The 26289-nt window shown below is 66.1% G+C and carries 13 protein-coding genes; 11 read left to right on the forward strand and 2 right to left on the reverse strand.

The features are described 5' to 3' along the window. Nucleotide 1 precedes the first annotated feature (1 nt). The 6 genes from KRR38_RS26260 to KRR38_RS26285 all read left to right on the forward strand — a co-directional run bounded on the left by KRR38_RS26260 (nt 2) and on the right by KRR38_RS26285 (nt 14731). Entirely contained in the window at nt 2-574 is a 573-nt protein-coding gene (locus KRR38_RS26260) for a TetR/AcrR family transcriptional regulator (protein WP_217406366.1), read from the forward strand. 256 nt (nt 575-830) lie between these two features. Next, a complete protein-coding gene (locus tag KRR38_RS26265; RefSeq protein WP_217406367.1) occupies nt 831-7697 on the forward strand; it encodes a VCBS domain-containing protein in 6867 nt (2288 codons plus the stop codon). A gap of 230 nt (nt 7698-7927) precedes the next feature. After that, nucleotides 7928-9169, forward strand: a complete 1242-nt coding sequence (locus KRR38_RS26270; protein ID WP_217406368.1) for a cytochrome P450 — start codon at nt 7928-7930, stop codon at nt 9167-9169. 63 nt (nt 9170-9232) lie between these two features. Continuing rightward, nucleotides 9233-11518, forward strand: a complete 2286-nt coding sequence (locus KRR38_RS26275; RefSeq protein WP_217406369.1) for a PQQ-binding-like beta-propeller repeat protein — start codon at nt 9233-9235, stop codon at nt 11516-11518. A gap of 112 nt (nt 11519-11630) precedes the next feature. Next, nucleotides 11631-12323, forward strand: coding sequence for a 2OG-Fe dioxygenase family protein (locus KRR38_RS26280; protein ID WP_375293440.1), 693 nt, complete (start codon nt 11631-11633; stop codon nt 12321-12323). 131 nt (nt 12324-12454) lie between these two features. Next, nucleotides 12455-14731: a xanthine dehydrogenase family protein molybdopterin-binding subunit gene (locus KRR38_RS26285; RefSeq protein WP_254514981.1), complete on the forward strand. Its 2277-nt coding sequence runs from the start codon at nt 12455-12457 to the stop codon at nt 14729-14731. 3 nt (nt 14732-14734) lie between these two features. Here the strand turns inward: KRR38_RS26285 and KRR38_RS26290 are convergent, their stop codons facing one another. Beyond that, complete coding sequence (locus KRR38_RS26290) at nt 14735-16420, reverse strand: FAD-binding protein (RefSeq protein WP_217406370.1); 1686 nt, start codon at nt 16418-16420, stop codon at nt 14735-14737. A gap of 198 nt (nt 16421-16618) precedes the next feature. Here KRR38_RS26290 and KRR38_RS26295 point away from each other — a divergent pair, with 198 nt between their 5' ends. Genes KRR38_RS26295 through KRR38_RS26305 form a run of 3 tightly spaced genes read left to right on the forward strand, consistent with a single transcriptional unit; the run spans nt 16619 to nt 19961 of the window. Continuing rightward, entirely contained in the window at nt 16619-18307 is a 1689-nt protein-coding gene (locus KRR38_RS26295; protein ID WP_217406371.1) for a class I adenylate-forming enzyme family protein, read from the forward strand. Continuing rightward, nucleotides 18304-18759 carry a Zn-ribbon domain-containing OB-fold protein gene (locus KRR38_RS26300; RefSeq protein WP_217406372.1) on the forward strand — a complete coding sequence of 152 codons (456 nt, stop codon included), beginning with the start codon at nt 18304-18306 and terminating at the stop codon, nt 18757-18759. The genes KRR38_RS26295 and KRR38_RS26300 overlap by 4 nt, the downstream gene beginning before the upstream one ends. Beyond that, nucleotides 18759-19961 carry a thiolase family protein gene (locus tag KRR38_RS26305; protein WP_217406373.1) on the forward strand — a complete coding sequence of 401 codons (1203 nt, stop codon included), beginning with the start codon at nt 18759-18761 and terminating at the stop codon, nt 19959-19961. The genes KRR38_RS26300 and KRR38_RS26305 overlap by 1 nt, the downstream gene beginning before the upstream one ends. A gap of 31 nt (nt 19962-19992) precedes the next feature. Here KRR38_RS26305 and car read toward each other — a convergent pair whose 3' ends face one another. After that, nucleotides 19993-23508 (reverse strand): carboxylic acid reductase, encoded by a 3516-nt coding sequence (gene car, locus KRR38_RS26310; RefSeq protein WP_217406374.1) that lies wholly within the window; start codon nt 23506-23508, stop codon nt 19993-19995. 355 nt (nt 23509-23863) lie between these two features. On the opposite strand from car, the gene KRR38_RS26315 reads away from it, so the two are divergent. Next, nucleotides 23864-25273 carry a bifunctional diguanylate cyclase/phosphodiesterase gene (locus KRR38_RS26315; RefSeq protein WP_217406375.1) on the forward strand — a complete coding sequence of 470 codons (1410 nt, stop codon included), beginning with the start codon at nt 23864-23866 and terminating at the stop codon, nt 25271-25273. Beyond that, entirely contained in the window at nt 25270-26205 is a 936-nt protein-coding gene (locus KRR38_RS26320) for a type VI secretion system-associated FHA domain protein (protein ID WP_217406376.1), read from the forward strand. The genes KRR38_RS26315 and KRR38_RS26320 overlap by 4 nt, the downstream gene beginning before the upstream one ends. The last annotated feature ends 84 nt before the right edge of the window (nt 26206-26289 follow it).

Here is a 26289-nt window from a genome sequence, read left to right on the forward strand (position 1 = left end):
CATGGGAGAACGCAACGCCAGCGCAGACGCAATCGTTTCCGCCGCATGCCGGCTGCTGGCCGAGCTCGGCAGTCACGAAAAGCTGACGCTGTCGGCCGTGGCCGAGGCGGCGCAGGTCTCGCGGCCTACACTCTATCGCTGGTTCGCGACGCGCGACGATCTGCTCGAAGCGATGTCGCTCCGCCAGGAAAAGCGCTTCTACGAAGGGCTGGCCGAGGCTCTCGAACTGGAACGGAGCCCGGCCGTGCGGCTCGATGCGGCGCTAAGCTATCTCGTCACCTATCTCGACGAGACCTTCGGGCCGGCAACGCCAATGATGGAACCCGGCTTCACCGTGCGCTCGCTGGCCGCATCGTTGCCCAAGCAGAAAGCGACCTGGGTCCGGCTGGTCGGCGATGCCCTGGCGCGTGTCCCGGCCGTCAGGGCGGGCGACCTGTCGGTCGAGCAGGCGGCCGAGCTGTTCCTGCGATTGGCCTATTCGCATTATTTGATCCCAAGTCCGGAGCCGGAAGTGCTGCTGCAATGCATGCGGAGCATGGCGGGGCTCAGGGCCAAGGCGCCCGCGGTGGGTTGAAGCCGCGCGCGAAGCTGCCGGCTTCGGCACTTCAGTCATGATCTGAGATGGGGTGGATGTTAACTTTTGAACTTTCGAAAGTTATCTAATTTCGTCTCATTATCGAACACTCCCTTTCATTTTTTCGCCGAGACATTCCCAAAGTCGTCTAACTTGTATTAGCTTATAAGTTAACGTCCGCTCGATTTTATTAATTGGCGTGAACGTTGACAGGGCGGCCGCGAGCTTGTGCTCGGGTGACAGGGGAGTTTCGACTTTGGGCAATGTTCAGGGTGCCGGCGGCACGACCACTTCGTTCAGCAACACGCCGCAAGCGAAGGACGACGGCTACAGCCTTGCCGAGGACTTTCTCGGGGTCGTCTATTTCGACGTCATGTCGAACGATCTGGGCGGAAATGCCAAGACCCTGTTCTCGATCGACAACGGCACAAACCAATCGGGCGCGATGAGCGGCTATAGCGCTGCCGACCTGCTTTCGCAGGATACCGCGCGGGCCGAAGCGACCAGCGGAGATACCAGCGCCCTCGGTGCGAAGATCTGGATCACCAGCGACGGCAAGATCGGCTATGATTCGATCAGCCTCTCCGCCGGCGTGAAGGCCCAGATCCAGGCGCTGCATGCCGGACAGACGCTGACCGACAGCTTCATCTATGCCATCCGCCTGGGCAACGGCACCTTGAGCTGGGCAACCGTCACCGCGACCTTCATCGGGGCCGAGGACGGCGCTGCTATCTCGATAGTGTCGGGAGGCGACTATTCGGTCACCGAAGCCGGCGGAGTCGGGAACAACCAAACGAACGATCCCATTGCTTCGGGACAGCTGACAGTCAGCGACGTCGATACCGGCGACAGCAAGTTCCAGATCCCCACAGCGTCTGCGCTGAACGGAACCTACGGCACCTGGGCATTCGACAATCTCACCGGGAAATGGACCTACACGCTCGACAACGGGCGCGCTGCAACGCAAGCACTCAACGCCGGCGACATCGTCAACGAGACACTCACGGTCAAATCCTGGGACGGCTCGGCGACCCAGGCCATCACGGTCCAGGTCAAGGGCTCGAACGACAACGCCAGCATCACAGTGGCCCCGAATGCCGATACCCATGTCATCGAAGCCGGCGGACTGGCCAACGCGGACACCGGCGACGCCTCCGCACACGGACAGCTTCTGGTTTCGGATGTCGACGACGGCGAGGCGCACTTCCTGACTCCCGCCTCGCTCGCGGGAACCTACGGCACTTTCTCATTCAATCCCCAGACCGGCGAATGGAACTACACGCTCGCCAATGGCCAGGGCAACGTTCAGGCGTTGAACGCGGGCGATACGGTCCACGATACCCTCACCGTCACATCGGCCGACGGAACGGCGACGCAAACGATCGACGTCACGATCGTCGGTGCGAACGACTTCGCGACGATCACCGCGTCCAATAGCGAGGATGCATCGGTCGTTGAGGCCGGCGGCGTGGCCAACGGCACGGCCGGCGATCCGACCGCCAGCGGCCAGCTCACGGTCCACGACGTCGATGATGGCGAGGCGCATTTCCAGGTGCCTGCGTCGCTCGCCGGCGCCTATGGCACTTTCGCTTTCGATGCGGCGACCGGCGTCTGGGGCTACACGCTCGCCAACGCGCAGGCGAACGTGGAAGGGCTCTACGCGGGCCAGGTCGTTCACGATCTGCTGACAGTCAAATCTTTCGACGGCACCGCGACCCAGACCATCGACGTGACGGTCCACGGCACCAACGACAGCCCGGTGGTGAGCTCGGGTCCGGCGGCAGCGCTGGGCGAAGTGACCGAGGCGGGCAATCTCGACAACGGCACGGTGGTTGCCGGCACGCCGGGCGCGGGCGGCCAGCTCGCCTCGACCGACGTCGACAATGGCGCGACCGCCAGCTGGAGCGGCAGCGCGCCGGGCAGCTACGGCGCCTTCGCGATCGGCGCGGACGGGGCCTGGACCTATACGCTCGACCAGGGCCTCGCCGACAAGCTCGCCGAGGGCGAGACCAAGACCGAGACCTTCACCGCGACGGTGACCGACGACAAGGGCGCGACCGCGACCCAGGCGGTGACCGTCACCGTCCACGGCACCAACGACAGCCCGGTGGTATCGTCGAACGCGGCGGCAGCGCTGGGCGCAGTGACCGAGGCGGGCAATCTCGACAACGGCACGGTGGTGGCCGGCACTCCGGGCGCGGGCGGCCAGCTCGCCTCGACCGACGTCGACAATGGCGCGACCGCCAGCTGGAGCGGCAGCGCGCCGGGCAGCTACGGCGCCTTCGCGATCGGCGCGGACGGAGCCTGGACCTATACGCTCGACCAGGGCCTCGCCGACAAGCTCGCCGAGGGCGAGACCAAGACCGAGACCTTCACCGCGACGGTGACCGACGACAAGGGTGCGACCGCGACCCAGGCGGTGACCGTCACCGTCCACGGCACCAACGACAGCCCGGTGGTATCGTCGAACGCGGCGGCAGCGCTGGGCGAAGTGACCGAGGCGGGCAATCTCGACAACGGCACGGTGGTGGCCGGTACGCCGGGCGCGGGCGGCCAGCTCGCCTCGACCGACGTCGACAATGGCGCGACCGCCAGCTGGAGCGGCAGCGCGCCGGGCAGCTACGGCGCCTTCGCGATCGGCGCGGACGGGGCCTGGACCTATACGCTCGACCAGGGCCTCGCCGACAAGCTCGCCGAGGGCGAGACCAAGACCGAGACCTTCACCGCGACGGTGACCGACGACAAGGGTGCGACCGCGACCCAGGCGGTGACCGTCACCGTCCACGGCACCAACGACAGCCCGGTGGTGAGCTCGGGTCCGGCGGCAGCGCTGGGCGAAGTGACCGAGGCGGGCAATCTCGACAACGGCACGGTGGTGGCCGGCACGCCGGGCGCGGGCGGCCAGCTCGCCTCGACCGACGTCGACAATGGCGCGACCGCCAGCTGGAGCGGCAGCGCGCCGGGCAGCTACGGCGCCTTCGCGATCGGCGCGGACGGAGCCTGGACCTATACGCTCGACCAGGGCCTCGCCGACAAGCTCGCCGAGGGCGAGACCAAGACCGAGACCTTCACCGCGACGGTGACCGACGACAAGGGTGCGACCGCGACCCAGGCGGTGACCGTCACCGTCCACGGCACCAACGACAGCCCGGTGGTGAGCTCGGGTCCGGCGGCAGCGCTGGGCGAAGTGACCGAGGCGGGCAATCTCGACAACGGCACGGTGGTGGCCGGCACGCCGGGCGCGGGCGGCCAGCTCGCCTCGACCGACGTCGACAACGGCGCGACCGCCAGCTGGAGCGGCAGCGCGCCGGGCAGCTACGGCGCCTTCGCGATCGGCGCGGACGGGGCCTGGACCTATACGCTCGACCAGGGCCTCGCCGACAAGCTCGCCGAGGGCGAGACCAAGACCGAGACCTTCACCGCGACGGTGACCGACGACAAGGGTGCGACCGCGACCCAGGCGGTGACCGTCACCGTCCACGGCACCAACGACAGCCCGGTGGTGAGCTCGGGTCCGGCGGCAGCGCTGGGCGAAGTGACCGAGGCGGGCAATCTCGACAACGGCACGGTGGTGGCCGGCACGCCGGGCGCGGGCGGCCAGCTCGCCTCGACCGACGTCGACAATGGCGCGACCGCCAGCTGGAGCGGCAGCGCGCCGGGCAGCTACGGCGCCTTCGCGATCGGCGCGGACGGAGCCTGGACCTATACGCTCGACCAGGGCCTCGCCGACAAGCTCGCCGAGGGCGAGACCAAGACCGAGACCTTCACCGCGACGGTGACCGACGACAAGGGTGCGACCGCGACCCAGGCGGTGACCGTCACCGTCCACGGCACCAACGACAGCCCGGTGGTGAGCTCGGGTCCGGCGGCAGCGCTGGGCGAAGTGACCGAGGCGGGCAATCTCGACAACGGCACGGTGGTGGCCGGCACGCCGGGCGCGGGCGGCCAGCTCGCCTCGACCGACGTCGACAATGGCGCGACCGCCAGCTGGAGCGGCAGCGCGCCGGGCAGCTACGGCGCCTTCGCGATCGGCGCGGACGGAGCCTGGACCTATACGCTCGACCAGGGCCTCGCCGACAAGCTCGCCGAGGGCGAGACCAAGACCGAGACCTTCACCGCGACGGTGACCGACGACAAGGGCGCGACCGCGACCCAGGCGGTAACCGTCACCGTCCACGGCACCAACGACAGCCCGGTGGTCGGGGAGCCGACCGTCACGCAGGTCACCGAGGACGTGGCGGTCAACGCCAGCGACAATCTGACTGCAGTCGGCACGATTTCGATCGTCGATCCCGATCTGAATCAGTCGTCGTTCCTCACGACGGTCGCCGGCGCCGCGGGCAATCTGGGATCGCTGAGCCTCGCGGCCAACGGCAGCTATACCTACACCGTCGCCAACGGCGCCGTGCAGCATCTCGACAGCCTCGAGACGAAGGTCGATACGTTCACGATCACCGCGCTCGATGGCACGACCAAGCAGGTCAGCTTCACGATCAACGGCGCCGATGACAACCCGACGCTCGATGCCGTGCCGAGCGGCACCGTCTCCGAAATCGACCAGAGCGCCTCGCGCAGCAGTTCAGGCCTGTCGGGAACCGTGATCGGTCACGACGTCGATATCGAGACGCTGTCCTACGGCATCCAGGGGGGCAGCGCGTCGGGCGTGAACCAGGTGAGTCTGGTAGGCACCTATGGTACCCTGACGGTCGACACGGTCACCGGCGCTTACAGCTACGCGCAGAATGGGAACGCGATCGAGGCGCTCGACGCTGGCGAAAACCATGCCGATCAGTTCACCTTCACCGTTTCGGACGGCGATGCACCGCTGGGAACGCAGACCTATACGGTCAATGTTTCCGGCGCCGACGATGCGCCGACGCTGGCGCCGGTAACTTCGGGAGCGATCGCCGAGATCGACCAGAGCAGCGCGACGACGAGTTCGGGTCTCAGCGGGACGCTCGTCGGTAGCGATGTCGACATCGAGACGCTGATCTACGGTCTCCAGGGTGGTAGCGTGGCGAGCGGGATCGCGACCAAGGCTGGAACCTATGGCACGCTGACGGTCGACACGGCGACGGGTGCCTACACCTATACGCCTAATGCGGCCGCGATCGAAGGCCTCGACAGCGGCGAGCATCCGCAGGATTTGTTCACCGTGACCGTCGGCGACGGTGACGGCGCGCTGGTCACCCAGGCCTATACGGTCAACCTGACGGGTGCCGACGATGCGCCGACGCTGGCGCCGGTAACTTCGGGAGCGATCGCCGAGATCGACCAGAGCAGCGCGACGACGAGTTCGGGTCTCAGCGGGACGCTCGTCGGTAGCGATGTCGACATCGAGACGCTGATCTACGGTGTCCAGGGTGCTAGCGTGGCGAGCGGGATCGCGACCAAGGCTGGAACCTATGGCACGCTGACGGTCGACACGGCGACTGGTGCCTATGTCTATACACCGAATGCCGCGGCGATCGAAGGCCTCGACAGCGGCGAGCATCCGCAGGATTTGTTCACCGTGACCGTCGGCGACGGTGACGGCGCGCTGGTCACCCAGGCCTATACGGTCAACCTGACGGGTGCCGACGATGCGCCGACGCTGGCGCCGGTGACTTCGGGAGCGATCGCCGAGATCGACCAGAGCAGCGCGACGACGAGTTCGGGTCTCAGCGGGACGCTCGTCGGTAGCGATGTCGACATCGAGACGCTGATCTACGGTGTCCAGGGTGGTAGCGTGGCGAGCGGGATCGCGACCAAGGCTGGAACCTATGGCACGCTGACGGTCGACACGGCGACGGGTGCCTATGTCTATACACCGAATGCCGCGGCGATCGAAGGCCTCGACAGCGGTGAGAAACCGTCGGACGTGTTCACCTTCACTGTCTCGGACGGCGATGCGCCGCTGGGGACGCAGACCTACACGGTCAATCTGACGGGCGCCGACGACGCGCCGACGCTGACGCCGGTGGCGTCCGGCTCGATCGCCGAGGTGCCCAACAGCACCAGCACCACCGACAGCGGGCTCAGCGGGACGCTCGTCGGCAGCGACGTCGACATCGAGACGCTGACTTACGGCATTCAGGGCGGCGGCGCCTCTGGCGTGAACCTGGTAAGCCTGGTCGGCGCCTACGGTACGCTCACCGTGAACACCGCAACGGGCGCTTATGATTACGCAAAAAATGTGGCGGCGATCGAAGCGTTGAATGCCGGTCAGACGCCGACCGATGTCTTCACGGTAACGGTCACCGACGGCGACGGCCCGCTCGTGAGCCAGTCCTACACGGTCAATCTCGTGGGCGCCGCCGACGGCCCGCTCCACTTTGCTCCGACCGATATCAGTCTGACCCCGGCAACGCCGGCTGACAGCGTGAACTTCAATCAATTCGCATTCAGCGGCACTTTGTCGGCAACCGACCCCGATCCCGGCGCCATCAACTTTGCGATCGTCAGTCAGTCCAATGCGAATCTCTTTTCGATCAGCGGAAACAGCCTTTCGTCTACGGGGCTCGGGGTCAACGAGACCCTATCGGTGACCGTGCGGGCTACCCAGGTCGGTGACCCCGTGGGCATGTTCAGGGACGAAACGTTCACGATCATCACGGGTGGCAACGGCAATTCCAACGACACGCTGAACGGTACTACGACCGGCGACGACGTCCTCTACAGCAACGACAACAATCAGTCGGAAATGCTGTTCGGGCTCGGCGGCAACGACACCCTGTTCGGTATGGCCGGCAACGATCAGCTGTTCGGAGGCGACGGCAACGACGTTCTGAACGGCGGCGGCGGCATCGACGCGCTGACTGGTGGAACGGGCGCCGACCGCTTCGTCTTCAACGCGATCACCGACTCCACTGTCGCCAATCCAGACACGATCCTCGACTTCCAGGAAGGCGTTGCCGGAGAACTGATCGACCTTTCGGCAATCGACGCCAGAACGACGGTTGCCGGGGATCAGGCCTTCCTGGGCGTTGCCAACTCCACGACGGTGACGGCCAACTCGATCAACTGGTTCGTATCGGGTGGCGATACCTTCATTCAGGGTGACGTTAACGGGAACAATGTCGCCGATTTCGCCATCAAGCTGGCGGGTATACATGTGCTGGCGGCGTCCAATTTCGTTCTGTAACGCCTTCTGATCCCGGCCGTCGCAGACCTTTCTCCGATCGTGGGAAAGGTTCTGCGCGGCGCGGCGGAAGCAGCCCGTCACCGCTCTCCTGCCTCTAGCCTCAACCCTGCGATGCGCGCTGCGAGCCGGCGAAATGTAAATCTGGTTACATATAACCCGGCCGCTAGAATGCCGCGCAGAATGCCAAACCGTCACAGCCGGTTGGCGAAAATCGCAAGAGAGAGGCAAGAATGCAGCGCGCGACCGAGATCGACCTTCCCTTCCTGGACGTCGGCCAGGATTGGTTTGCCGCAGATCCCTATCCCCATTTCGCCGCTGCACGCGAGAAGCATCCGTGGCTGGCGAACTCGTCGATCGGCTATCTGATCAACGACTACAAGGCGATCCGCGAGTTCTTCCATAGCGAGGACCAGTACGCGCCGCCCTATGGCGGGCTGCTCGACGTCATGCATGCGCACGGGACGCAGTGGGGGCGCTTCCAGACCAACCACATGCTGGCGATCAGCGGCGAGCGGCACCAGCGGCTTCGCGCGATCCTCGCGCCCTCGTTCACCCCGCGCCAGGCCAACAAGAACCGCGACATCATGCGCGAGGTGATTTCCGACCTGCTCGACGAATGGCTACCCAAACGCGCCTTCGATTTCGAGGAGTTCGCGTCCTACTTCCCGATCACTGTGATGTGCCGCCTGATCGGCCAGTCTCCGGAGGCGATCAAGCCGATCCGTTCCTCGCTCGAAACGCTGGGCCTCAGCGTCTGCATGGATCCGAACTTCCTGCCGCAGCTCGAGGAAGCGACGATCGTGCTCGAGAAGTTCGTCGGCCAGTTCGTCGCCGACCGGCGCGCGGGCAAGCGTCTATCCGACAAGGAGGACCTGCTCGACCTGTTGCTGAAGAACCAGGAGGAAGGCGGGCTCGACGACGACGAGCTCGAGAACATCCTGATCTTCCTGTTCGTCGCCGGCTACGACACGTCGAAGAACATCCTGACGATCATGATGTCGCTGCTCGCCGATCGGCCCGAGGTCTTCGCCAAATGCGGCGAGAGCATCGAATATTGTCGCAAGGTGATCCGCGAGACCTTCCGCCACATGAGCACCGCGCCGGCGATGCGCATGCTGGGCCGCGACTGGGAATACCGCGGCGTGGTGATGCCCAAGGACAGCATGATCTGGTTCCCGCTCAACGTCATCGGCCGCGATCCGCGCGTGGCCGAGAATGCCGAGACTTTCGATCCCGATCGCGTGCACACCAATCCGCCGATCCCCTTCGGCCTCGGCGCGCATATCTGCCTGGGCCAGTACATCGCCAAGGCGCAGCTTGAGGAAGGCCTGCACCTGATTGCGCAGCGCATGACCAACCTGCGTTCGAGCGGCCCGGCGGGCTGGCGGCCCTATCCGGGCACCTGGGGCATCAAGGGCCTGCCGATCAAGTTCGATCCGGTCGAACCGAAGGTGGTTGAGGCGGCGGAATAGTCGCCGTACCAAGCGGCGACGCACTCGCTCGCTTGAAAACAGAAAAATAGAAACGGGGGTTTCATGGGGAGGATAGCTGTCTGGCTCTTTGCCGCAGTGTTGGGCCTGGTCGGCATTACGCTGACGGTCGGCGGGGGGATGCTCGCCGCCGACGGTGGCAGCCTGTACTACGTGGCTACGGGCCTCGCCGTGCTCGTTTCCGCCTTCGGACTCCTCCGGGGCTGGCGTCTGGCCGCCGGAGTGTTCGGCGCGATGTTGGCCGGCACCATAGTCTGGAGCCTTTGGGAAGTCGGTCTCGATAGCTGGGCGCTGATGCCGCGGCTGGTCGGGCCTGCTGTGGTCGGCCTGCTCTTCCTGCTGCCCGGCACCCACCGCGCGGCGGGGGCGGCCCCGCGCTGGTGGGTCGGGGTACCTTCGCTCGCGGGGCTGTTGCTGGTCGCCGGCGCCGTAGTGAAGGCGGAGACCGCCGAGAGCGGCCTTCCCGGCGCGGCGAAGGTCGCGGCCTTACCGGGAGCGCCGCAAGATTGGCAGAACTGGGGCGGCCGCGTTGAAGGCACGCGCTATGCCGCGATCGACCAGATCGGCACCGGCAATGTCAAAGCGCTGAAGCTGGCCTGGCGTTACGATTCCGACATCGCCTCGGGCCCGCTCCCCAGTCTCGAAGCCGCGCCGCTGGCGGTGAACGGGCGGCTCTATATGTGCATCGAATCCGGCACGGTCGCGGCGCTCGATCAGGATACGGGCAAGCGCCTCTGGCAATACCGCGGCCTGACCAAGGATTCGAAATACTACGGCTGGAAGTGCCGCGGCGTTGCCTACTACGCAGCCAAGACCGCCAGGACCGAGTGCACCCACAGCCTCTACATGACCACGGCGGACGGTCAGCTCATCGCGATCGACGCAGACACGGGGCGGCCGTGCAGCGGCTTCGCCAGCAACGGCATCGCCGACCTGCGCATCGGCATGGGCCTGACGAGCCCCGACGACGCGCTGCCGACTTCGCCGCCGACCGTCGTCAACGGCGTGATCGTCGTCGGCCAGAGCATTTCCGACTACGGCTCGTTCGATTCTCCCTCGGGCGTCATCCGCGGCTACGATGCCGAGACCGGCGCGCTGCGCTGGGCCTGGGATGCCGGACGGCCGGGACAGACCCAGCTCAAACCGGGCGAGACCTATACCCGCGACACGCCCAACGCCTGGGGCGTGTTCAGCGGCGACGAGAAGCTGGGCCTGGTCTATGTCGGCACCGGCAACAGTCCGCCCGACTATTATTCGGCCTTCCGTTCGAAAGTCGCCGACCAGTTCACCGACAATGTCGTGGCTATCGACGTTGCGACGGGGCAGCTGCGCTGGTCGTTCCGCACGGTCAACCACGACCTCTGGGACTATGACATCGCCGCGCAGCCGGTGGCGATCGACCTTGCCGACAAGGCCGCTCTGCTCGTGCCGACCAAGCGCGGCGAGATCTTCGTGCTCGACCGGGCGACCGGCCAGCCGATCGATCCCGTGGTCCAGAAGCGCGTCCCGCAGGGCGGCGTCAAGGGCGAATGGAATGCGCCGACGCAGCCCTATACCACGGGCTTCCCGTCGGTTTCCGGCGCCGATCTGACCGAGGCCGACATGTGGGGGCTAACCCCGATCGACCAGATGATGTGCCGCATCCAGTACCGGCGGGCGAACTACAAGGGCCAGTTCACCCCGATCACGACCGAGCCGACGATCACCTATCCGGCGGTCGGTGGCGGCATCAACTGGGGCAGCGTGGCGGTCGATACCCAGCGTGGTCTGCTGGTCGTCAATGCCCTGCACTTCGCCAACATCAACCGGCTGGTGCCGCGTAAGGAAGGCGAGACAATCACGGGCGGGTTCGAAGGCGGCGTGATCACCTTTCCGCAGACCGGAACGCCCTATGGCTTCAAGAACTTCCCGTTCCTCTCGGCGATCGGCGTGCCTTGCCAGAAGCCGCCCTTCGGCACGATCAGCGTGTTCGATATCAAGACGCGCAAGCTGGTCTGGAGCAAGCCGCTGGGCACCGCCGAGGGCTCGGGACCGCTGGGCATCGCCAGCCACATCCCGTTGCGCCTGGGGGCGCCGAACTTCGGCGGAAGCCTGACCACCGCCGGCGGCTTGGTGTTCATCGCCGCAGGCCAGGACCGTCGCCTGCGCGCCTTCGACATCGCCAACGGCAAGGCGCTGTGGAGCGCCCAGTTGCCAGCCGTCGGCGCGGCCATGCCGATCAGCTATGTCTCGCCGAAGGGGCGGCAGTTCGTGGTGATCGCCGCGGGCGGCCACTTCGCGATACCTGGTCCCAAGGCGGCCGCGATCATGGCCTATGCCTTGCCGAAATAAGGATGATGTGCTTGCGGGTGACCTAGCCCGCTTGTAGGGGACGGCTCCCTTCTCAGACGGGAGTAGTTCACTGACCGGTTCGAGCCGTGTTGGCATCGCCGAAATCGGCGAGGTGCTGAAAAAACGCGGCTTCGTGGCCCTGGATGGCGAACAGGTGTTCGCTCTGCTGGGCGACCACGCACGGGCATCCTGGCCAGCCTTCGCGCAGTCGTGGAACGATCTGGGCAAGGATATCTACATGGCGGACGGCGGCAGATACCGCCGCCGGCGGCATGCGGCCTTGGTCCATGCGGAGGGGCATCTGAGCCGCAAGCCGCACCAGCCGCATTATCAGAGCCGCGACTACAATCCCCTCAACGGCGATGTTCAGCGCTGGTTCGATCCGGTTTTGCCGGTGACGATGAACCAGGCCGTCGCTCAGGCGGCGATCGACTTTTCGATATCGGCCATTTCGCAGGCCGGCGGCGCCAGCGGACCCTGGCATATCGAATTCCACCAGTTCAGGATCGAGACGACGGCCGAAGAGATCGGCCGGCCGACGCCCGAGGGATTGCACCGCGACGGCGTGGACTGGGTCTTCGTCATGCTCGTCGCCCGTCAGAACGTGCGCGAGGGCATCACGGAGATCGGCTCTCCAAATGGCGAGAAGCTGGGCAGCTTTCTGCTGCAGAACCCCGGCGACGCAGTGTTGCTCGACGACCACCGCATCCTGCATGGCGTCACCGAAATCCATGCTATCGACCGAACGCGCCCGGCCTATCGCGACGTACTTGTCGTCACCTTCGCCCGGTCGCCACCACAATAGGCGGATCGCTGGAGCGGTTCTCGTACTCGGAAAATATCTGACCTTGCGATTGCATCGCTATGCGTCACTATTGTCGAAAGAACATAGGAGTTTGGGCGTGGAGCTATTCCCACCCGTTGCGGGCCGTTTCGTTGGGCAACGGGTTCCCCCGCCTGGAAGATGCCCGGCTGCTGACCGGACGCGGGACTTTCGTCGATGATGTGGTGATCCCCGGGACGCTGCACGCGGCCTTCGTGCGCAGCCCCGTTGCGCGCGGGAAGATCCGGTCGATTGACACCTCAGGGGCGATCTCTTTGCCTGGCGTTCAGGCGATCTTGCGCGGCGAAGATCTTGCGCCGCTCGATCTGAAGCTCAAGAGCGGGCACGTCACGCCGATGGCCGGCGAACGGATCGTGCCCGCGCTCGCCACGGGCGAGGTGCTCTACGTCGGCGATCCGGTGGCCATCGTCATCGCCGACGATCGCTACATTGCCGAGGACGCCGCCGGGCTGGTCGTGGTGGACTACGAGGAAGAAACCCCCGTCGTCACGATGGCGGATGCGCGGACAGGCGCGCGCGTCCATCCCGACGTCGAGGGCAACATCTGCTCGACCATGCAGATCCCCGCCGATTTCGGCGACGTGTTCGAGACCGCCGCCCATGTCGTCAGCGAGACCATCCGCCACCAGCGGATCGCCCATTCGCCGATGGAAACGCGCGGGATCCTGGCTGCGCTGCGCGGCGAGCAACTGCTCGTCCACATGGCGACCCAAGGCACGCACAGCATCGCCCGCGACCTGATCGGCATTCTCGGCCGGCCCGACCTCGACATCCGCGTCATCAGCAAGGACGTGGGCGGCGCCTTCGGCCTCAAGTCCCGCCCCTGGCGCGAGGAGATCGCGGTGATCGGTGCTGCCCTCCTGTTGGGCAGGCCGGTCAAGTGGATCGAGGACCGCTACGAGAACCTGACCACCGCCAACCAGGCGCGTGAGCAGGAATACCGGATCAAGGTGGCCTTCGATGCCGAGGGGCTCCTGCTCGCCTCGCATTTCGAGGGTGAGGTCAACAACGGGGTCTATCCGCACTATCCGGACTCAGGCGCGGCGGCGGCAATCTTCCTCTGGGCGCCCTACAAGATCCCGCGCTACGGCTTCCGCAGCGATGGGCTGTTCACCAATACGGTGGGCATCGCCGCCTATCGCGGCCCCTGGGCGATGGAATCGCTGGCGCGCGAGACCGCGATCGACATCGCCGCGCGCAAGATGGGCATCGAGCCGGTTGAACTGCGCCGCAGGAACCTGGTCAAGGCTGCCGACCTGCCGCACACGACTACGATCGGCATGGTGCTGGAGGACGTGACCCCGTCCGAATGCCTCGACCAGTTGCTCACCAAGGTCGATCTCGCGGCCTTCCGCAAGGAACAGGCCGAGGCGCGCAAGCAGGGGCGCTATCTCGGCATCGGCATTGCGACCTATGTCGAGCCGACCGCGATGACTTCGCATGCGCCCTTCGCTTCGGAGATCGCGACGGTCCGCATCGGCCCGACCGGACGAGTCACCGCCGGCCTCGGCACCCATTCGCAGGGCCAGGGCACGCAGACGACGATGGCGCAGATTATCGCCGACACGCTGGGCGTCCGGATCGAGGAAGTGACCATCGTCGAGGACGATTCCTCGGCAACCGGCTATGGCGGCGGTGCGGGCGGCAGCCGCCAGGCCGTGGCCGGCGGCGGCGCCGCGATGGGCGCCTCGCAGATGCTGCTGGCCAAGGTCAAGCAGGTTGCCGCGCATCTGCTCAACGCCAGCCCCGAAGCGGTCCGGGTCGAAGACGGGCAGGTCCACGTCGAGGGTGCGCCCGAGATGACCCGCAGCCTGAGCGAGATTGCCGCGGTCGCCTATAACGAGCCGAAGCGGCTGCCCGAAGGCATGGAAGCGGGGCTGGAGATCAACTACCGCCACCAGTCGCCGCCCGTCACTTTCGCCAGTGCGGCGCATGCCTGCGTGGTCGAGGTCTGCACCGAGACCGGCCGGGTGAATATCCTGCGCTGGGTGGCTTCGGAGGACTGCGGCGTGGTGATCCATCCGGCCGTCGTCGAAGGCCAGATCGCCGGCGGCCTTGCCCAGGCGATCGGCATGGTGCTGCTCGAGGACATGCCGTTCGACGCGCAGGGCAATCCGGCGGCGGCGACGTTCAAGGACTACCTGCTGCCGAGCATCACCGACGTCCCCGAGATCGAGTTCACCCACATCGTCACGCCGGCCAAGGGCCTTGGCGGCTTTCGCGGCGTCGGCGAGGGCGGGGCGATCATCGGGCCGCCGGCGCTGATCAACGCGATCTACGACGCGCTGTCTCCGTTCGACGTGACCTGCCTGGACCTGCCGCTCTCGCCCTCGCGCCTGCTCGATGCGATCGAGAAGGGCTCCCGCTAGAGGTCAGAAAGCCTGATTGCCGAGCCCCGCTGCGTGCTTGGCGGCGATCCAGCCGAAGGTCATCGACGGCCCGACGCTCGCGCCGGCGCCCGGATAGACGCCGCCGAACGGGGATGCGGTCGAGATGCCGCAGGCGTAGAGGCCCTCGATCGGCGAGCCGTCCGCGTTCAGCACGCGTGCCGATGCGTCGGTGATGACGCCGCCATAGGTGCCGACGTCGGCGGGGATCACTTCCGCGGCGTAGAACGGGCCCTTTTCGATCTTGCCCATTGTCTTGTTCGGCCCGTCCTTGAAGAATGGATCGCCGAGATAATCGTCATAGGCACGCTCGCCGCGGTGGAAGTCCTCGTCCCGGCCGGCCGCGACGAATTGGTTCCAGCGTTCGACCGTGGCCTTGAGTGCGGCCGGATCGACTTCGATCGCGCGGGCGAGTTCCTCGATCGTAGCGCCCTGCTTCAGCCATCCCGACGACAGCCATTCGGGCTTCACCGGGCCGCCGCCGATGCGATCCGCCAGCGAGTACCTGGCCATGTACTGCGAATCCATGATGCCCCAGCTCGGCACCGCCGGCGCGACGCGGTCATGTTCGCGCATGGCCTGGCAGAACAGCTCGTAGGAGCCGCCCTCGTTGACGTAGCGCACGCCGGTGCGGTCGACGAGGATCGCGTGCGGCTTGGCCGTGACGCCCTGCATGCCGGGGATGACATAGGCCTTGTCCCAGCCCGGTGCCCGCGTCGACTGGAAGCCGACCATCTCGTCCATCTGCGCGAGCACGCCGCCGACGCGCTCGAGCTCCTTGTGCATGTCGCCGGTGTTGCTCTCGATCTCGTTCGACCACTCGACGTGGGTGCCGGGCATGTACTTGTCGCGCATCGCCTGATTCTTGCCGAAACCGCCGGCGTTCACCAGCACGCCCAGCCGCGCGCCGATCCGCCAGGGCTTGCCGTCGCGGACCGTGACGACGCCCAACGCCTTGCCGTCCTCCACGACCAGTTCGGACACCGGCGTCTCGGTACGGATGTCGGCCGGAGTCTTGAGCACGGCCTGCAGCATCCGTCCCTGCAGCGCCGCGCCCGCCGTGACCCAGTGCTTGCCGGTCAGCTTGCCCATGACGATGCTCACGCCGATCCGCGCGATCATCAGCTTGATCTTCCAGCTGAACCGGGCGAACGGCACCATCCAGGCGTCCTTCATCTTGACCGGCATTTCGAGGAAGCCCTGGCGCAGCTTGGGCTCCCAGGCGCCGAGCTGCCGCTTGTCGAAGGGCAGCGCCTGCACGGTGCGGCTCGTCTTGCAGCCGCCGGGAAGCTCGTCGTAGTAGTCGGGCCAGAAGTGCGAGCCGCGTTCTAGTGCGAGCCCCTCGCCGACGAGGAAATCGATCATCCGTGGCGCTTCGGTCGCATAGGCGCGCCGCCGCTCGGGCGAAGTGCCGGGGAACTGGGGGCCTTCGGGCACCACCGCGTCGAGATAGGTGATCGCCTTCTCGGTGCTGTCCTCGCCCGGATCCATGAAGCGGTTGTTCGGCACCCACATCGTCCCGCCCGACTTGCAGGTCGTGCCGCCGAGCCACTGTGCCTTTTCGAGCATGACCACAGACTTGCCCGCTTTGGCCATCATCAGCGCCGAGGTCATCGCCCCGCCGCCGCTGCCGACGATCACCCAATCGAACGTCTCGTCGAACTCCGGCATTGCTGTCTCTCCCTCGCGTACCGCGCGATGCACTGTCGCTCCGGTTGTTCCTGTAAGTCCATAGGATTGGATTGCCCTGATCGGTCAAGTGAGCGGAACTCCAGCCTCTTTGCCAGAGCGTCCGCAAGATGGTCCTGCGGCTTGACTAGCTGACAAGCCGGCTCAACCCTGTCCGCACAGAAAAATGGAGAGGCGCGGATGGTGCAGTCGCAGCGGATCATGGTCGGGGGCGGGGAGGAAGGTGCGGCGCGTCTTGCTGCCGCTCGCGAGCGCACCATGTGGCAGGCGATCTCGGACTCCGCCGCGCGCTTTCCCGAAAAGGTCGCGCTGGTCGGCGCCAACGACGCGGGCGAAGTCGGCAAGCTCACCTACGGCGAACTGACCAAGCGCGTCCGCGACTTCTCGACCGGGCTGGCCCGCACCGGCGTGCGCCGCGGCGACCGGGTCGTGCTGTGGATGACCAATTCGCTCGACTGGATCGTCGCCTCGTTCGGGGCGATGCGGCTGGGTGCGGTGGTCGTGCCGGTCAACACCTTCCTCAAGCCGCCCGAGATCCGTTACGTCATCGAGCAGTCGCGCGCGCGCCACCTGATCATGCTCGATCGCTTTCGCAATCTCGACATGCCGGCGATCCTGGGCGAGATCTGCCCGGCCTTCGCGACTGCCGACCAGCCCGGCAATCTCTGCGAGCCCGAGCTGCCAGATCTGCGCCACGTCATCATGTTGTCGCGCACCGGCGCGCGGCATCCGGGCGCGCACGACTTCGGCGTCGTCGAGCACATCGGCCGCAGCGATGACGGCGAGTGGCTCGCCATCGGCGACACGATGGCCGCGGCCGTGAAGCCTACCGACCTCGCCATGATCAAGTACACTTCGGGTAGCACCGGCTTTCCCAAGGGCGTCATGCTCGAACAGGGCGGCATGATCGCCAGCGGCGTGCTCCACGCCCGGCGGATCGGCGCGGATCACGATGACGTGTTCTTCTCGATGATGCCGTTCTTCCACGGCGGCGGTTCGATCTGGGGCCAGATGACGATGCTGGTCAACGGCGGGCGGCTGGTCTTCACCGAGGCCTTCGATCCCAAGCTGGCGGTCAAGCTGCTCGAGCAGGAACAACCGACGATCATGTTCGGCGTGCTGGCCGCCGAAGTGGTCGCGCTGGCGCTGGAGCAGGGGCTGACCTTTCCCTCGCTCAAGAACGCACCGGTCGCGGGGGAGGACGGTCGCAGGGTCATGCCCAACGTCGCGGCGACGATCATGCCCTTCGGATTGACCGAATGCTACGGCCCCGGCGCGGTGTCGAGCATCAGCGATCCGCCCGACAAGCTCGGCAAGTCGGGCCGCATGCTCGATGGCTACCAGCTCCGCGTGGTCGATCCCGAGACGCTCGCGGACGTCGCGCCCGGCCAGCCCGGCGAGGCCTGGATCCGCGGCAACGTCATGCGCGGCTACTGGGACAAGCCGGTGGAAAGCGCCAAGGCGCTGACCGAGGACGGCTGGCTGCGCAGCGAGGACCTGATCTCGGTCGATGAAGATGGCTACATTTCCTACGTCGGCCGGATCAAGCTGATGCTCAAGGTCGGCGGCGAGAACGTCTCGATCGAGGAGGTCGAGAACGTCGTGACCGGCCACGACGACATTGCCGAATGCGGTGCGGTGGGCGTGTCCGATCCGCGGCGTCAGGAAGTGGTGCGGGTCTATGTTTCGCGCCGCAAGGGGCGCGCGATCGAAGAAGCGGAACTGCGGCCCTGGCTCGAGAGCCGGCTCGCGCGCTTCAAGCAGCCGCGCGACATCCTGTTCGTCGATGCGCTGCCCCGCCTGGCCAACGGCAAGATCGATCGGGTGACACTGGCCGCATGGGCCAAAGAGGACACGGTGACGGCATGAAGAACTACGGCCCGATCGACGACTTCACCGTCTTCGAACTCTATCCCGATGTCCAGATCACTCATGACAACGTCGAGCACTACCGCGCGCTCGCCGAGAAACAGCTCGTGATCAACCGCTGCCAGGACTGCGGCCATTGGATCTACCCGCACCGGCCGCTCTGCCCCGAATGCTGGTCGTGGAACGTGAAGCCCGAGGAGATCAGCGGCCTTGGCACCGTGTTCATGTTCACGCTTCTGTACCAGTTGCGCGATCCGCAAAGCATGATCCACGAGCCGGTCAACGTCGCCGCGGTCGAACTGGTCGAGCAGAAGGGCCTCCGCTACCTCGCGCGCATCGTCAATTGCGACCCGCAGGACATCGTCCACGACATGCCTGTGCGGCTGACCTGGATCGAGCAGGGCAATCTCGAATGGCCTGCCTTCGAGCCTTTCGTAGGAGGGCGCGGCTGATGGCGCGCAATCCCTACAAGGATCAGATCGCCGTCGTCGGCGTCGGCTCGACGCCCTATGGCCGCGATCTCGGCCGCTCGCACCTCTCGCTCGGGCTTGAGGCGGCGGTCAACGCGATCCGCGACGCCGGCATCGACAAGCAGGAGGTCGACGGCATCTGCGGTTCGGGCATGACTCCGCTGGCGCAGGGCGGGTCGGGCTTCCTCTCGCTGCAGGGCGCGCTTGGCATAGAACGCTGCACCTGGGCGCTCAACTCCTGGCTCGGCTCGGCCTTCGTCTATGCCGCGCAAGCCGTCGCGACGGGACTCTGCGACACCGTCCTCGTAGTGCAAACCTACCAGCGCGATCCGGGCATGTCGCGCTCGGCCAATGCCGATCCGTTCCGCCGCAACCTGAGCAAGTTCGGCGATGTCGGCGGCGACATCGGCGGGCCGGACTTCGCCAAGCGCTGGGTCCATTCGGGCGAGCCCTATGCGGCCTGGATGCGGCGCTACATGCACGACTTCGGCACCAACAAGGATGCCTTCGCCTATATGGCGATGAACAACCGTGCCCAGGGCGCGCGCAATCCCGCCGCGGTGATGCAGAACCCGATCACCTACGACGAATACCATTCGTCGCGGATGATCTGGGAGCCGATGCAGATCTACGACATGGACGTGCCGGTCGACTGTGCCGAGGCTCATGTCATCACAACGGTCGAACGCGCGCGCGATCTAAAGCACAAGCCGGTTCTGATCCACGCGATGGCGCTGGGTGGCACGCGCTGCGGCGAATTCTACGAGAACTCGCTGCCCTGGACCGAACTGGCGCACTGGGTATCGGCCAAGGGCATGCTCGACCGCAGCGACATCAAGCCACCCGAGGTCGATCTGTTCTATCCCTATGACGGCTACACGATCGACGCGGTCTGTACGGTCGAGGCGACCGGCTGGTGCAAGCCGGGCGAGACCGGAGATTTCTTCAAGGAAAGCTGGGATCCGGTGGAAGGCATCCTGAAGCTCAATGGCCGCACGCAAGTGAGCACGCACGGTGGCGGGCTGGCTCTGGGCCGGGCCGGCGGATCGAACTTCTACTCGGAAGCCGTCCGCCAGCTACGCGGCACCGAGGGGGCGCGGCAGGTTGCCGATGCCAAGACCGCATTGATCAACATCGGCAGCTTCTTCCACGATCCCTCGGCGGTGATGCTGCGGACCGATTGACACCAATCGACCGGTCCGCAGCGGGCAGCGCCTAGAGCAGTTTCAGGTGCCGCAGGTCGGCGACGTACTTGCCGATCAGATCCGCGGAGACCGGCGGGATCACATAGCCCGCGGCCGCCGTCGCCGTCTGGAAGCGTTCCGCCGGCAGCATCGACTTGCCCGTCGGCCGCTGCGGCTGGCGGTAGGGGTCGAGGATCGCCAGCATCGATTCGCCGCGCTGTTCCTCGGGCAGCAGGCGCATCGAAGTCTCGAAGCGCGAGAGCCAGTCGTCGTAGCGGTCGATCCGTTCGATCTGGCAGCCGCTGTCGATCATCCAGTCGACGAAATTGTCGAGCGAGACGCCGTCGTCGATGTGGCTGGACAGGTTGTAGCTGTTGAAGCCCTGCGGATCCTGAGCGCCGATGGCGGTGACCGAGTCAGCCAGGAAATCGACCGTCAGTCCGTCATAGCGCGCGCGGGGACGGCCGGCGGAGCCGTCGGCGGCATAGAACGTCTCGGGCGCGATGCCCGTGGCGGCCAGGCTGAACAGCAGGCGGGTGAACATGTCGGGCACGTTGAGCTGGCCGGCATAGCGGCTGTGCGCCAGGATCATGCCTGGGCGGAACACCGCGACGGGCATGCCGCAGAGGTCATGCGCCTCGCGCAGCAGCACTTCGCTCGCCCATTTGCTGACGCCGTAGCCATTGGCATAGCCGTCATCGATCTGGCAGCTCGGCATGAGCTGGCGGATGTCGCCGTCCTCGTCGACGATGCGCGTGGCGACCGAGTTCACCCCGAGCGTCGAGACATAGTGGAACCGCTTGATCTTGCTGGTCAGTGCCAGGCGGATGAGTTCGGCAGTGCCCGTCACGTTGGCGGCGAAGAGCTGGTTGTAGGGCAGCCGGTGGTTCACGTGCGCGCCCGGGTGGACGATCAGGTCAACGTCAGCGGCCAACCGCTCCCAGGTCGCGTCGTCGAGGCCGAGGTTCGGCAAGCCGAGATCGCCCGGCAGGACTTCGAGGTGATCGGCTGCCAGCTTGCGGAAATGGGCCAGGAGCTGCGGGTCGCTCTCGATCGCCGCTTCGACGCGGGCGTAGGCCTGGGCGGGAGTGCTGCCGCGCGCGATCAGGATGACCTTGCCGCCGGTTTCGGCGAGCCGTTCGAGCCAGGCGAGCGCCTGGAACCGGCCGAGGAAGCCAGTCGCGCCGGTCAGGAGCACGGTCTTGATCTCCCCCGCCTTGGGCAGGCTGGGAGCCTTGGCGAGAAGATCGGCGTCGATGAACTTGTCCAGCGTCAGCTCGCTGGCCTTGACCTCGACGCTATCGGCGGCGTGGACCGTGGCGAAGCTAGGCCGCTTCTTGCCCGTGCTGCGTTCGGCCTCGATGTAGTCGACCAGGTTCTGGACGTCGCCGGCCGGGTTGATGATCACGCCGACCGGGACTTCCACCCCGAAGATTTCCTCGAGCAGGTTTGAGAAGGTCAGCGCCGCGAGCGAATCGCCGCCGAGGTCGATGAAGCGCGAACTGGGCTGCACGTCCGACGCACCGAGGCCCAGTGTGGCCTGCACGGCCTGGGTCACGGTCTCGATCATCGGCCGGCCGGCGCCGCTGGTGCGCAGCTGGCGAAGCACGTCGAACTGGTCTTGCGCGATCTGCGCGTACATCGCCTCCAGGCTCTCGCCGTAGCGGTCCTTGAGCTTGGGGCGCTGATGCTTGCCGATTTCGGAGAGCAGGCCGTTCTTGAGGCTGAAAGGATCGGTCTCGATGATGAAGTCGCGCGGGACTTCCCAGCCATTGAACCCGTCCTCTTCGGCCACCTCGTGCAGCGCGCGGCGGATCGCGGCTTTCACCTTGTCGGTGCCGCCGTCCGGGCCGAGCTGGGCGACCAGATCCTCGCTCGGCACGACTACGGCGAGCAGGAAGGCGCGCTCGCTGGTGCCATAGACGTAGATCTGCCGGATCGCGGCGTGATGCGCATAGGCCGCCTCGAGCTTCTGGATCGCGACGAACTCGCCCTGCGACAGCTTGATCACGTTGTTGCAGCGGTCAACGAAGACGAGGTGGTCGGGACCGTATTCGGCCATGACGTCGCCCGTGCGGTAATAGCCGTTCTCGAACTTCTCCGAAGTGAGATCGGGGCGCTTGTAGTAGCCGCCCATGAAGCGGTCGGACTTCACCAGCAGCTCGCCGCGCGGATAGGGCTTGTCGGTGCTGAAATAGCCGAGCTCGGGCACGTCGGCGAGTTTGTAGTCGATGACCGGTGGGCGCTGGATCTTCCAGTCGACCAGCACGGTGCCGCCGGCGATCTCGGTCGAGGAATAGCCGATCGGCATGTGCAGATCGAGCATGTCTTCCATGAAGACATAGGTCTCCGGCGCGAGCGAGGCCGAACCACAGCCGACCGAGAGCAGTCGGCCGCCGAGGATGTTCTCGCGCATGTCGCGCTTGATCGCCTCGCTCGCGGTCGCCTCGTCCTCGCCCGCGGCAACGCGCAGGTCGAGCTCGCCGAGATAGCGGTGGTGGAACAGCTCGCAGACGCGCGGGACGATCGAGGCCATCGTCGGGCGCGCCAGGGCGAAGTCCTCGAACATCGTCGAGAGATCGGCCCGGGGCGAGCAATAGGAGGTGCCGCCGTTGGCCAGCGCCATCAGCAGGTAGCCGTTGCCGACGAGGTGGGCCATCGGCATGAAGCTCAGCGTGACGGTCGGGATGTCGTGGTCGTGCAGCCAGGTGCCGATGACCAGGCTCTGGGTGAAGATCGCGCCCTTGGGCGTGCCCGTCGAGCCCGAGGTATAGAACAGCCAGGCCAGCGGGTCCTCGCCTTCGGCCGGCACGTAGAGCGGCAGTCGCTCCTGCCTGGCGCCGCGCGCGATGACCTCCTCGAAGGTGTCGACGACGATCGGGCACTTCGCGTCGGCGAGCTTCTGGCGGGCAGCGGCGAGCTTTTCGCGCTGGTCGTCGTCGCGCTCATCATAGTCGAATACGACCAGCCGGTCGGGCACGGTGCCCAGCAACACGGCGTCGACCGCGGCGTCGACATATTCGACGCTGACCGCGAGCATGCGCGGCTCTGTCTCGGCGATGATCGCGGCGTGCTGCGAGGGCGGGGCGCTGGTCTGCAACGGGACGTTGACTGCGCCGCGCTGGATGTCGGCGAGCAGGATCGTCGCATAGTCGGGGCTGGTGAAGCCAAGGATGCAGACGAAGTCGCCGGCGCCCAGAGGGCTCTGCGCGTGGTGGTGCCAGTCGCTCGCCGCGGCGCTCGCACGCGCCCAGACCTCACGATAGGTCATCGTGTCGAAGCGCGGCAGCAGCCGCAGCGTCGCGCGGCCGGTGGCGGGATCGGTCACCAGTTCGCGGGCGCGCTGGCCGAGCGCCGGGCGATCGGCATAGCTTTCCATGACGAGTTCCACGACTTGGGCAAGCCGGATGCCCGGTTGCCGCTTTCCGGCCCTGACCGAATCGAGCTGCTTCCGCTCGGCGAATTCGCGATCTTCCGACCACAGTCGTTCGAGCCGGTTAGCCTTGCGTTCTGCTTGCGTTTTTCCGGACAATTCGATCGTCGCCATGACATTCTCCCACTCGCCGCATCCGCCTTCTTGCGGGGCTCGCCCCGCGGTATGAATGCTGCCGCCGAACAAATCAACCAGTTGATTGATTTGTTCGGTTCGGGGTGGACACCTTGCCAGGTGTGGTAAACCCGCGCCTTATTGGGCGTTAACTGACGATTGAGTTTTCCTCCCTAGAATCAAGGCTATGGGAGCCTTGGAATCATTACCGTGCAAGTCACGGACCGTTGCTAAACCACGGATTTTCGGTCTTACGGCTCTACGCGTTCGCTGCTCCGACGACGAGTAGCCGGTCATGACGGGTCGCTCCCCAGCGCGTAGCCAAGCAACAGGCTGGCACGCCCTTGCCGACAGAATGGACCGCCTCGCGGCGATCGCGACCGAGGGAGAACCCGCGGCGCGCCTGCACGACGCGATTGCCGCGCTCGAGCGCGGCGATGCGGCCCGATCGCTGCATCGACACTCGGCGACCGGGATGCCGACTCGCGAGCCGCTTATCCGGCAGATCCAAGGCGACGGTGGCGGAGTGCTGGGCATCATCCGTTTTCTCGATTTCGATCGCCTCTGCGTGTTCGATCCGTCGCTTGGAGATCAGCTTCTGATCGCGGTGGCCGCGCGGCTGAAGGCAATGCTGCCCGCCGAGCGCCTGCTCTACCATGTCGACCGCGCGCATATCGCCATCTGGTTCGGACCGGTGGAGAGCGCGGTGCTGGCGAGTGTCGAACTCGGAGCCATCGAATATGCGCTTGGCGAACCGATGGCGATCGGCAGCCATACGATCGCGCTCAAGATAAGCACCCGGCTGTCCGAACTCGACGGAAAGGAGCCGGCGACCGCGCTCACCCGGGCGTTGGCCCAGTTGAGCATGGCGACTGCCACGGCCGACGTCGCTGCCGACGGCCCGGCCTGGGACACCGAGGAACGCGAGCGTTTCGCCTTCGAACAGGATCTGCGTCTGGCCATGGCGGGCGGCGAACTGCGGCTCTGCTATCAGCCGCTGATCGACGCAGCCAATGGGCGCGTGTTCGGGGCCGAGGCGCTGATGCGCTGGAACAGCCCGGCGCGCGGGGCGGTCTCGCCGGCGCTGTTCATTCCGGTGGTGGAAGCGACCGGCCTTGCCGACGAGGTCGGCCTCTGGGCGCTCAACACGGCCATACGCGAAGCCAGCGGCTGGCGGGCAAAAGGCCTGGGCGACCTGCGTGTGGCGGTCAACGTGTCCGGCCACCAACTCAAGCGCGACGACCTCCCCACCTTGATCGACCGGACGCTCCGGCGGCACGCGCGGCCACCGGAGTTCCTCGAGATAGAACTGACCGAGAGTGTGGCCGTGGTGGATTGCGACCGGGCCTCACGCCTGCTCGCGAAGATCCGCGCGCTCGGCGTCTCCGTCGCCATCGACGATTTCGGCACCGGCTTCTCGAGTCTCAGCTCGCTGCGCAAATTGACTTTCGACAAGATCAAGATCGACCGCGAGTTCGTGGCCGACGTGGACCGCCGCAAGGACAGCCAGGCGATCTGCCAGAGCATCATCGCCCTGGCGCGGGGCCTCGGCATCCGCGTTCTCGCCGAGGGTGTCGAACGGCGCGAGGAATATGCCTGGCTGCGGCAGCACGGCTGCGACCGTTTCCAGGGCTTCTATTTCTCGCCCCCGCTCGAAGCCTCCACCTTCGCGGCCTTCGTCCGGGACGGAGAGGCGCTCGCGGAGAAACTGGCGGTCGGTCCGCGGGCGATGCTGCGCAGCCTGTCGAAGAGCCTGACGCTATGAACGCGATCGGCGCGGCCGCGCCTCCGACGACGACGGGTTACGAGCTCCGGCTGTATCACGGCGCGGAACCCGGCCGGACGATCGACACGCGCCACCTCCGCGAAGGTTCGATGACGCTGGGCCGCGATCCGGGGGTCGACTGGGTCGTGGACGATCCGACCCGGACGCTGTCGCGGCAGCATTGCGAGTTGATCGTTCGCGACGGCGATCTCGCCATCCGGGTAAGCGGCGCCAACGGTGCCTTCGCGCATGACGAGAAGCTTCCGTTCGGTGTGGAAGCCGGCCTTGCCGTACCCTGCACGCTCGCGCTCGGCGACTTCCGTCTGGCTGTCTGCAGGATCGGCGATGATCCCGCGGCTGGAGGCGCGACGACATTCTCGATGCCATTGTCGGAGACGGCAGCGGCCAACCGTTCCCTGCTGGAAGCGTTCTGCGAGGGCGCCGGGCTCGACTCGTCGCAGCTGGCGGGTGAGGATCCCGACGAGATCATGCGCCGCGTGGGCGCATTCTATCGCCAGACCGTCTCCGGCGTCAGCGATCTCATGGCCGAGCGCGACCGGGCGCGCAGCCTTTACGACCTGCAGCGCACCAGGATCGCCAGTACCGGCAACAACCTGTTCAAATGGGCATCCCCCAAGCGGCTGGCCGTGGACCTGCTGCTGACCGAGCCTGCGGGTTTTCTTTCCGGGCCCGAGGCGGTGCGGTCGTCGCTTCGAGCGATCAGGCGGCATCTCGTCGCCAGCCAGGCCGGAATGCAGGGATGCCTCCGGGTTCTGGTCGACAGGTTCTCGACCGGCGAAACAGACGCACTCGCGCGGCGCAGCGCCGAGCTTGCGGAGGAGCTGGAACAGGCCGTGCCGCCTTCGCTCGAGCAGGCCTATGTCTTCGCCTATGAAGCCGCGGAAGTGGCTGCGAGAGCGCACGAGCTCTGAAGAGCATCTGGTCGACCTTAGCGGCCGTTACTGAACGGCGATCCCATTGTTACAGCTGTGTGATGATTTGGTCTGTTGATGCAT

This window comes from Novosphingobium sp. G106 (assembly GCF_019075875.1).
Lineage (GTDB): Bacteria > Pseudomonadota > Alphaproteobacteria > Sphingomonadales > Sphingomonadaceae > Novosphingobium.